Origin of the sequence: Castellaniella sp., from assembly GCF_036379515.1 — a bacterium.
Lineage (GTDB): Bacteria > Pseudomonadota > Gammaproteobacteria > Burkholderiales > Burkholderiaceae_B > Castellaniella.
Genome location: NZ_DASVGN010000010.1, coordinates 38,077 through 48,839 on the forward strand (window position 1 = coordinate 38,077; position 10,763 = coordinate 48,839).

At 60.0% G+C, this 10,763-nt stretch carries 5 protein-coding genes and 1 pseudogene; 5 read left to right on the forward strand and 1 reads right to left on the reverse strand.

What is annotated here, in order from left to right; all coding sequences use genetic code 11:
• Complete coding sequence (locus tag VF285_RS03380) at positions 1-462, reverse strand: (2Fe-2S)-binding protein (protein WP_346951211.1); 462 nt, start codon at positions 460-462, stop codon at positions 1-3.
• 233 nt (positions 463-695) lie between these two features.
• Here VF285_RS03380 and VF285_RS03385 point away from each other — a divergent pair, with 233 nt between their 5' ends.
• The 5 genes and pseudogenes from VF285_RS03385 (at position 696) to VF285_RS03405 (ending at position 10,652) form a co-directional block, all read left to right on the forward strand.
• Positions 696-6,581 (forward strand): DUF3320 domain-containing protein, encoded by a 5,886-nt coding sequence (locus tag VF285_RS03385; RefSeq protein WP_346951212.1) that lies wholly within the window; start codon positions 696-698, stop codon positions 6,579-6,581.
• 50 nt (positions 6,582-6,631) lie between these two features.
• Positions 6,632-6,976, forward strand: a pseudogene (locus tag VF285_RS03390) (IS30 family transposase); the annotation flags it as partial.
• A gap of 369 nt (positions 6,977-7,345) precedes the next feature.
• The gene (locus VF285_RS03395; protein ID WP_346951213.1) at positions 7,346-7,633 is read left to right on the forward strand and encodes a co-chaperone GroES; all 288 of its coding nucleotides are present in this window, start codon (positions 7,346-7,348) and stop codon (positions 7,631-7,633) included.
• A gap of 36 nt (positions 7,634-7,669) precedes the next feature.
• A complete protein-coding gene (gene groL, locus VF285_RS03400; RefSeq protein WP_346951214.1) occupies positions 7,670-9,325 on the forward strand; it encodes a chaperonin GroEL in 1,656 nt (551 codons plus the stop codon).
• Between the two features lie 214 nt (positions 9,326-9,539).
• Complete coding sequence (locus tag VF285_RS03405) at positions 9,540-10,652, forward strand: ABC transporter permease (protein ID WP_346951215.1); 1,113 nt, start codon at positions 9,540-9,542, stop codon at positions 10,650-10,652.
• Positions 10,653-10,763 lie beyond the last annotated feature (111 nt).

Below are 10,763 nucleotides of genomic sequence, written 5' to 3' on the forward strand. Positions count from 1 at the left end.
TCATGCCTCCTTGGCCGCGCGCATGACGGCATCGACGATGCGCACATGGGTGCCGCAACGGCATAGGTTATAGGCCAGGGCTTGGCGCACGTCGTCAGCCGTCGGGTTCGGATGTTTATCCAGGAACGCCTTGGCCGTCATGATCATGCCGTTGATGCAGTATCCACACTGCGCGGCCTGTGCGTCGATAAACGCTTGCTGGATTTTATCTGGGTGCTGGCTGGAACCGAGACCTTCGAGGGTGGTCACTGTCTTGCCAACGGCCACGGACACTGGCGTGATACAGGAGCGGACCGCGTTACCGTCCATGATGACGGTACAGGCCCCGCATTGCCCTAGGCCACAACCAAAACGTGGACCCTTGAGGTTGAGATCGTTGCGCAACACATAGAGCAGTGGAGAATCTGCTTCCGCTTTGATTTTCTGCTCATGACCGTTGACTATCAGAGTGAAATCTTGCATGGCGTGTTAGCTCCGGTGGCGTGTCAGTTCCAAGCTCTCAGAGGCTGCCAAGGGCAAATTTTCAGCTGCGGACGATCTGCTGCCCACCAGGGATTTACATATATAAGATGCTGGTCTGCCACGTGCTCATGCCTAGCGCAACAGCCCTCGGACGTACAATACGTCACAATTGTCGTTGCTTTCTTATATAAACATTTGGTTAACAAGAAACGTCGATGGGGGAGCCCGTGGGAGTGTCGATTGAAGGCGCCTTTGCCGAGAAGCTTGGACTCGTCTCGCATCAGAACGCCGTACCACTGATCCGTTCATTAACAATTACGAACGACGGAGACGAAGATTTTGCAGATCTGACTCTGGAGCTGGAGGCAACGCTACCGTTTGCTGCGATGAAGACCTGGCCTGTGGACCGGCTGGAGACGGGCGCAGTGCTCGATCTCCCCGACCGCGACATCAAGCTTGCCGAAGGATATCTCGCCGATCTCACGGAAAACGTCAGAGCCGGGATCAATGTGCGTCTGCGATCAGCCACCGTTATCCTCGCGGAGCAGCATTGCCCGGTCGAGTTGCTGGCACCCAATGAGTGGGGCGGGGCCGGCAGTATGGCGGAGCTTTTGCCGGCGTTCTGCACGCCCAACGATCCTGCAGTGGACAAGGTTCTCAAGCTGGCTTCGGACGCCCTGCGGCGGGCGGGTCGCCCTGATGGCATTGACGGCTACGAGGCAAAGTCCAGGGGCCGCGCCTGGGAGCTGGCATCGGCCATCTATTCGGCAATATGTGGTCTGCGGCTGAGCTATGCCATACCGCCAGCGAGCTTCGAGGAACGAGGACAGAAAATCCGCACACCCTCGCAGATCCTGGCAGGTGGCGTCGCCACTTGCCTGGATACAGCGCTACTGTTCGCTGCGGCTATCGAGCAAGCTGGATTGAACCCTATCCTCGTGCTCGTCGAGGGGCACGCATTCTGCGGTGCCTGGCTGCAGCCGCAGCAGTTTGCACAGGTACTGGTTGACGACAGTTCGACGGTACGTAAACGGGTGGATTTGAATGAGCTAGTGGTCTTCGAAACGACCTTCGCGACTCAGGCACAGTCACCAGCCTTCAGCCAGGCCGTCAGAGATGCGACGCGCAGGCTGGCTGATGACAGGAAGTTCGTGGCAGCCGTGGATGTGCGCCGTGCACGCATGCAGAAGCTGCGCCCGTTGAGTGTGTCGGCAGGAGCAGCGGAATCATCAGGGAGTGAGAGCGAGGCGCAGCTCTATGTTGCGCTCGAGGCAGCTCCGCCGTTGCCCAGCTTCGATGTCGAGGCTAAAGAACAGGAACAGCCGGCAACGCCGGCCGACAAACTAGATGCTTGGCAACGCAAGCTTTTAGACCTGACGACGCGGAATCGCCTGCTGCACCTGCCACGCACGGCCAAGGCCATCTGGCTGGTATGTCCGCAACCGGGACGAGTCGAGGATTTGCTCGCAGCACACAAAACCCTGCGCATTGCGGCGATGCCGCGCAGGGATATCGGTGGTCGGGATAACGAGATCTATGCAGCGCGGCACGGCCAGTCTCTCGATGAGGAGTATGCGCGCCAGGCGCTGGAGCGTATGGAACTGCTGTCGGTGATGGATCAGGCGAAGCTGGACAGCTATATCATCGACTTGTACAGAAAATCCCGTGCCGATCTGGAAGAAGGGGGGTCGAACACTCTATTCCTGGCCATAGGGTTCCTGCGCTGGAAAAAAAGCGAAAAAGATCCCAAACCTTACGACGCGCCGCTGATCTTGCTGCCTGTCAGGCTTGATCGGTCAAGCGTTCGCCATCCGGTCAGGTTGACGATGTTAGACGACGAACCGCAATTCAACCAGACCTTGCTGGAGCTACTGCGTCACGACTTCAATCTGGAGGTACCCGAGCTGCAGAGCGAGTTGCCCTCCGATGACAGTGGCATCGACATCACGGAAATCCTAACGACGATGAGGCGTGCAGTGCGCGACATGCCGGGGTTCGAAGTCGTCCCGGACGTCGCACTCAGCACTTTCTCCTTCGCCAAGTACCTCATGTGGCGCGATTTGCGCGATCGCACTGCTGAACTCATGCAACACGGCATTGTTCAGCATCTGTTGCAGCACAAATTCGGCGAAGCCGGGCCGTACGCAAAGGACGAGTTTTTGCGCGAATCGGAATTGGATCAAAGACTCGACCCAGTCAATCTGTTTCTGCCACTTCCAGTGGATTCTTCGCAATTGGCTGCCGTGATCGCCTCAGCCAGCGGCAAGAGCTTCGTCCTCGACGGACCGCCTGGAACCGGGAAGTCACAGACGATTGCGAACATGATTGCACACAATCTGGCGCTGGGTCGGCGCGTTTTGTTCGTGGCCGAAAAGCGCGCAGCGCTCGACGTCGTCAAGCGCCGCCTGGAGCAAAAGGGGCTTGGCGAATTCTGCCTGGAGCTCCATTCCAACAAGGCATCGAAAGTAGAGGTGCTGCAGCAGCTCGATCGCACATGGGGCGCGCAGCGCGAGGCATCCGCTTCAGCCTGGCAAGCTACCGCCGGCCGGGTACGCAGTCTGCGGGATGAATTGAATGCACTGGTAGTTGTGCTGCACCGGAGGCACCCGAACGGCTGGTCGCTGTTCGAAGCCATGGCCGAGGTCATACGCAACCGCCACGCCTGGACGCCGGAACTCTCCTGGCCGGCCGGAATACAACATTCACAGGACCAAATACAGCGGTTGCGTGAAGTATCGACGCGGCTTGATCTGACCCGAGCAACGGTCGAACGCGTCGGGGCCCAATTCAAACTGCTCCGACACTCGGATTGGTCGAACGCTTGGCAAGATGGCGTGGTCGCTGCTGCGCGCAATCTGCTGGATACGTTGTCGTCCTGCTCTGCGGCCTGTGAGGCGTTCAGCCGCTGCACCAGCCTGGGTATCGCGCCTTCGATGCACAATGCCGGAAACCTGTGTCTAGTCGGCAAGATGCTGGCCCAAGCGTACGGCGTCGATCTGCGGTTTGCATTCGAGCCGTCAGCGAGCCGTGTCGCGTCTACGCTCGATGAGGCGGCGGTGCTTCTGCACGACTACGAAGACGCGAAGACACGCCTGTCCCGCTTCTATGCGGCGGATTCAATCGCGCGCATCGACGTGGCCGCTGCCAGGAGGGCTTGGCAGGAGGCATCAGGCAAGCTCTGGCCCTTTGCCTTGATGGAGAAAAGGCGCATCGCAAAAGCCTTGGACTCTTCTACAACGAGGACAAAGCCTTCCGCTGTCGAGGCGGACCTCCAGCAGATCGAGACCTTGCAAACGTTGCTGGCTGGGGTTAACGCGCTTACGCCCGTATTGGACGGCGTGCCAGGCTGGGCCGGCATCGATACGGACATGGCGCATGCCAAAGCGGTTGCGTGTATTGCCGAAGGGTTGCGATCTGCGCTTGTGGCGCTGGCTGAGACGCCGGAGCACTTCGCACGGCTCTGCAGTGAGGCCCGCCGCCTAGTGTGCGATACGAATGAACTACTGGCCGCGGGCAGCCCCGTGATGCAAGCGGCCGATCAACTGAAACAATGCCACGAACAGTTGCTAGCGTCGCTGGATCATTTTGACGAAGTCACCGGCCGCGCAACTGATTCAAATGTAACAGACGGAACTCTTCAGGCCGGCGCACAGGCGATCATCGACCATACTGCCGTGCTGCATGACTGGTGTAGTTGGCAGAAGGTACGTAGTGAGGCCATCGAGCTGGGCCTGGCGCCACTCGTTGACGCGATTGAAAGCGGCGCTGTCCCACAGGACAACGTCAAAGATACGTTCAAGACGGCCTATGCATACTGGTTTGCCCGAGCAGCAATGGACGCGGAGCCCCTGTTGCGGGCGTTCGTCCCCACTGTCCAGCAGAATGCAATTCAGAGCTACCGGGTAGCCATCGATGAACTCTCAGCGCTGACTTCGGCGTACATTCGTGCACAGTTGATGGGCGAAATTCCCTCAAAACAGGCAGGGACGCTTCACGCGGGATTCCAGATCCTGCGTCATGAACTGCAAAAGAAGCGACGGCACAAGCCTGTGCGGCAACTGCTGCAAGAAATGGGGGACGATTTCATGGTCCTCGCCCCGTGCATGTTAATGAGCCCATTATCGATCGCTCAGTACCTGCCGACGGACCACACGGCATTCGATGTCGTCATCTTCGATGAGGCCTCCCAAGTAACGCCATGGGATGCCATTGGAGCAATCGGACGCGCCAAGCAAGTGATCGTCGCCGGTGATCCAAAGCAGATGCCACCCACCAATTTTTTCAATCGCGGGGTCGGCGTCGAGGACGATGTTGAGGAAGACATGGAGAGCATCCTCAACGAATGCCTGGCGGCCGGCCTGCCGGAATATCGGCTCACGTGGCACTACAGAAGCCGACACGAGAGTCTGATCGCCTTCTCCAACCACGCTTATTATGATGACAGCCTTGTCACCTTTCCTGCACCGGATACACGGCCAAGCGCTGTTTCGTGGCGCCGCGTTGCGGGCGTCTACGCCCGCGGTACCGGACGCTACAACCAGATTGAGGCCAAGGCCGTCGTGGCTGAGTTGGTCGGGCGTCTGACCGATCCGGCATTCGTGGCGTCCGGCCAGAGTGTCGGCGTCATTACCCTAAATGCCGAACAGCAGCAGCTGATCAGCGATCTGCTGGACCAGGCACGGCGAGAGGCGCCCCAAATCGAGCCCTTCTTCTCCGAGAACCAGCCAGAACCGTTGATCGTCAAAAATCTGGAGACTGTGCAGGGCGACGAACGTGATCTGGTCGTCCTCTCCATCGGCTTTGGTCCCAGCGAACCCGGCGCTGTGACCATGCTGATGAATTTCGGGCCGCTCAACAAGACTGGCGGAGAGCGGCGCCTGAACGTGGCCGTGACCCGCGCTCGTCGAGAAATGATGGTATTCACCTCGTTTGATCCAACCATGATCGATCTCAGTCGTACCTCGGCGCGAGCAGTGAGCGATTTGCGCCAGTTCGTGGAATTTGCGGATCATGGACCTGCTGCCATTGCGGCAGCCGTCAAGGGGTCATTGGGTGGCTACGAATCACCTTTTGAGCAGTATGTCGCCGAGGCGATGCGGGAAAGAGGCTGGCAAATTCATACACAGATCGGTGTTTCTCGCTTCCGTATCGACCTGGCGGTGGTGCACCCGGATCGGCCGGGTGATTATCTCGTGGGCATCGAGTGTGATGGCGCAACATACCATAGCGCCGCGACCGCGCGCGACCGGGACAAAGTCCGGGCTGACATCCTGCGTGACTACGGGTGGCGCCTGCTGCGCGTATGGTCCACAGCGTGGTGGGTCGATCGGGAAACGGAGATCGGACGCTTGCATCAGGCGATCACTAACCTGCTGGTGGAATCGAGAGCCGAGGATGCGAAATGCAACGAGAAAGCATTGGTGGCGGACGAGAGATCGGTTGAGGCGACCGCTGATGCCAGTAACTCCGCAGTGACAGTCGACACGGCAGCCGACCTTGAAGACGTCGATTGGGGGCAAGCCCACGCGATAGAGGAGGCTGATGAGGAGGAGCGACAGACCGAATCCAGGGATCGTGAACCCCTGGTGGCGAACAGTTCCGAGGCACTGGCCTTGCGCCAAGGCCAACAGGTTTACCGTCAGGCCGACCTTTCCGCCTACGAGACCATGATTGATCCCGACCGTTTCTATCTTCCCGAATACGATACAACCCTCTCCAACCTGATTACCGCCATCCTAGAAAGCGAGGCGCCTATCCTCGATGAGTTGCTAGTGAAGCGTGTTGCACGCCTGCACGGCTTCAAACGCGCTGGTAGCCGTATTCGTGAACGTGTCCTGGATCTGGCGCGCCATGCGTATTTTTTCCAGACCGATATCGTCGCAGAAAACGCCCGGTTCGTCTGGCTGTCGGAGGATGATATAGAGCACTGGGCGTCGTATCGGACGCCAGAATCAGAAGAGGCAGCGCGTTCCGCGGAAGAGATCCCCCGTGAGGAATTGCTCGCCGCTGCGTACCATGTCGTAGAGGGCGACATCGCGCTGGGCGTCGCCCGGACACTCGGCATTCGCAGGCTCTCGCAGAGTGCCAGACGACGCATCGAGGATGCCTTGCGGGGGTGAGGCTCGCCGTAGCGGCCACAACTTCCTTGTCAGAGGCGTCTGGCGCAGTGACAAACTACCGAAGCTTGATCAAGCAGGCCAGACAGCTGCCACGGGAGCTCTATAAGTCGCTCACCTGGGATCGAGGTAAGGTGCTGGCCGACCGCAAACGATTCACTCTGGCTACGGATATCAAGGTGTATTTCTGCGATCCGCAGAATCCCTGGTAACGGGGGACGAATGAGAACACCAACGGTCTTCTACGGCAGTATCTGCCAAAGGGAATTGATCTATCGGATTACTCGCGGACCAAGCTCGACGCCATCGCGAGGCGCTTGAATGAGCGTCCGAGAAAAACCTTAAACTACAAAACACCCGCGCAACGGTTTAGCCAGACCGTTGCATCCACCGGTTGAATCTGCACACCTAGAAACCAGCAGTACGTACAGGCTGGCACTCACATGTGCTTCAGGCAGGGCGAGGCACGAAAACACCCTGGTTTCGGATCTCACCTCAACGTCATTTTTTGTCTGAAACCCTCGCCGACACTTGGTTTACGCGTTTTTGAGAGTTCAAAACTCAGCGGTGGAAGTTCAAAACTCAGTGGCGTTCGACATCAGTGAACAAAGTTTCAAACTCAGAGGAAATCGACAGGTGAGAAGCGCTTTCACCCACCCCCTTGAAATCCCTCAGATCATCCTTATAATTAGCACTCGATGGTGGTGAGTGCTAACAACGCCTCTCCCCACACTTTATCCAATCCCTCTTAGTACAGGAGTTCCTCCATGGCACTGCGTCCTTTGCATGATCGCGTGATCATCAAGCGTCTGGACAACGAGCGCACCACCGCCTCGGGTATCGTGATTCCCGACAGCGCGGCCGAGAAGCCCGATCAAGGCGAGGTCCTGGCCGTTGGCCCAGGCAAGAAAACGGAAGACGGCAAGCTGATCCCGATGGATCTGAAGGTCGGCGACAAGGTCCTGTTCGGCAAGTATGCCGGCCAGGCGGTCAAGGTCGACGGCGACGAAGTCCTGGTCATCCGCGAAGAAGAAATCTTCGCCGTGGTCCAGTAATCCACTGCTCCGTTCAACACCCTAAGGAATTTCAACATGGCTGCAAAGCAAGTCTATTTTGGTGATGACGCACGCTCCCGCATCGTGCGCGGCGTCAACATCCTGGCCAACGCCGTCAAGACCACCATGGGCCCCAAGGGCCGTAACGTGGTGCTGGACCGTTCGTTCGGCGCCCCCACGGTGACCAAAGACGGTGTGTCCGTCGCCAAAGAAATCGAACTGAAAGACAAGTTCGAAAACATCGGCGCGCAACTCGTGAAGGAAGTCGCGTCCAAGACCTCTGACAACGCCGGTGACGGCACCACGACAGCCACCGTGCTGGCCCAAGCAATCGTCGAAGAAGGCCTGAAGTACGTGGCCGCCGGCATCAGCCCCATGGACCTCAAACGCGGTATCGACAAGGCCGTGGCTGTTGCTGTGGACGAGTTGCACAAGCTCTCCAAGCCTTGCACCACCAGCAAGGCCATCGCTCAAGTCGGTTCCATTTCCGCCAACAGCGACGTGTCTGTGGGTGAAATCATCGCCAACGCGATGGACAAGGTCGGCAAGGAAGGCGTCATCACCGTCGAAGACGGTTCGGGCCTGGAAAACGAGCTCGACGTCGTCGAAGGCATGCAGTTCGACCGCGGCTACCTGTCGCCGTACTTCATCAACAACCAGCAGTCGATGCAGTGCGAGTTGGAAGACCCGTACATTCTCTTGCACGACAAGAAGATCTCCAACGTGCGTGATCTTCTCCCCGTGCTGGAAGGCGTCGCCAAGTCGGGCAAGCCGCTGCTGATCGTGGCGGAAGAGGTCGAAGGCGAAGCGCTGGCCACCCTGGTGGTCAACACCATCCGCGGCATCGTCAAGGTGTGTGCGGTGAAGGCGCCGGGCTTCGGTGACCGCCGCAAAGCGATGCTGGAGGACATGGCCATCCTGACCAAGGGCACCGTGATTTCCGAGGAAGTCGGCCTGCAGCTTGAGAAGGCTACCGTCAAGGATCTGGGCCGCGCCAAGAAGGTCATCATCACCAAGGAAAACACCACCCTCATCGACGGTGCCGGTGACAACAAGACCATCCAGGGCCGCATCAACCAGATCAAGGCCCAGATCGAGGAAACCACCTCCGACTACGACCGCGAGAAGCTGCAGGAACGCGTCGCCAAGCTGTCCGGCGGTGTGGCGGTGGTCAAGGTTGGCGCCGCGACCGAAGTCGAGATGAAGGAAAAGAAGGCCCGCGTTGAAGACGCCCTGCACGCCACGCGTGCGGCGGTGGAAGAAGGCGTGGTGCCCGGCGGCGGCGTGGCGCTGGTGCGTGCGGTGCACTCCATCAAGAACATCAAGAGCGACAACGAGGACCAGGAACACGGCATCGTGCTGGCCCGTCGCGCCATGGAAGCCCCGCTGCGCGAGATCGTTTCGAACGCTGGTGAAGAGCCGTCCGTCGTGTTGAACAAGGTTGCCGAAGGCAAGGGCAACTTTGGCTACAACGCCGCAACTGGTGAGTATGGCGACATGATCGAAATGGGCATCCTCGATCCGACCAAGGTCACGCGTTCGGCGCTGCAGAACGCGGCTTCGATCGCGGGCTTGATGATCACGACGGAAGCCATGATCGGCGAAGCGCCCAAGAAGGAAGAGCACAACCACGCTGCGCCCGGCGGTGACATGGGCGGCATGGGTGGTATGGGCGGCATGGGCGGTTTCTGAGCCCAGTGACATCCTTCTCCCTGCGGGAGAAGGTGCCGCGCAGCGCCGGATGAGGGTTCGATTCCGACCTGCGCCGCGTGTTTCACGCAAAGCCCCGCGAGCAATCGCGGGGCTTTTTTCCGCGACGAGCGCGACCGTAACGCTTCCTCTACCGCGCTGGGTATAGCTTTGACCCATTGCGCGGGCGCGCGCGTTGCGGTGCTGCCGCGGGCTGATGTCGACCGTTTCTGCCGCTGCCAACTGGGAATACGGAGCCGATGGCGAGGTGCGGCTGACGGGCGCGTGGACGTTGTTGCTGGAGCCCGAACGGCGCTGGCGCCTCATGCGCGAATTGGCCGGCATCGCGTCAACGCAGTTGCGCTGGAATCTCGATGGCGTCGTGGCGCTCGACAGTGCGGGCGCCCGCCTGTTGTGGGAAGTCTGGGGCCGCCGGTTACCCGAACGCCTTGCGTGCCGCGCCGACCACATGCACTGGTTCCGCTGGCTGGCGACGCTGCAGATCCCCGAACCGCTGCCGCCGTTGCGGTTGGCTGACCGCTGGGTGCGCGCCGGCAGCCACGTGCTGCGTTTCGTGCGCGGTGTCGGCGGCGTGCTGCTGTTGATCGGACAGTTGCTGCTGGATGTCGGTTACTGCGTGCGCCATCCGCGCGTGATCCCGTGGAAGGAAATCACCGCGACGATCCACCATGTGGGTGCGATGTCGATGTTGCTGCTGGGTTGCGTCGGTTTCCTGATCGGCGTCGTGATGACGATCCAGCTTGGCATGGCGCTGTCGCAGTTCGGCGCCGCGATGATGATCGTCGGTACGATGGGTCTCGCGGTGCTGCGTGAACTCGGACCGGTCGTGTGCGGCCTGATCCTTGCGGGGCGTTCGGGGTCGGCGATGACCTCGGGCATCGCCGCGATGCACCTCACCGGCGAATACGACGCGCTGCGCGCGTTCGGCCCGAAGCCGAGCCTGCGCCTCGCGCTGCCGCGCGTGGTCGGCGCGCTCATCAGCGTACCGCTGCTGGTGGTATGGACCGACTTCACGGCGCTCCTCGGCGGCGCGGTGACAGCGCAGGCAGATCTCGGCGTCGGCTGGCGCCTGTTCCTTGCTGAACTGCCGGCGCAGGTACAGATCGTCAATTTCTGGATCGGCCTCGCCAAGGGCGCGTTGTTCGGCCTCACCATCGCGGTGGTCGGGTGCTATTTCGGCATGACGGCATCGCCCGATACCGACGGCCTTTCCCGCAACACGACGCTGTCGGTGGTGACGAGCCTGACCCTGATCCTCGTGTTCGATGCGAGCTCGGGCGCACTGCTCACCCATGTGGGGCTGCTGTAATGAGCCCGACGCCTGCCGCCGGCGCTGCCGTCATCGAGGTCGAGAACCTGTACAAGCGGCTCGGCGGACAGCCGATTCACGCTGCCTTGAATCTCGAAGTGCGGCGCGGCG

What these genes read in the sequence shown, in the direction of transcription:
- VF285_RS03380 (WP_346951211.1), bottom strand. Translation starts at nt 462, where the DNA reads ATGCAAGATTTCACTCTGATAGTCAACGGTCATGAGCAGAAAATCAAA.
- VF285_RS03395 (WP_346951213.1), top strand. Translation starts at nt 7,346, where the DNA reads ATGGCACTGCGTCCTTTGCATGATCGCGTGATCATCAAGCGTCTGGAC.
- groL (WP_346951214.1), top strand. Translation starts at nt 7,670, where the DNA reads ATGGCTGCAAAGCAAGTCTATTTTGGTGATGACGCACGCTCCCGCATC.
- VF285_RS03405 (WP_346951215.1), top strand. Translation starts at nt 9,540, where the DNA reads ATGTCGACCGTTTCTGCCGCTGCCAACTGGGAATACGGAGCCGATGGC.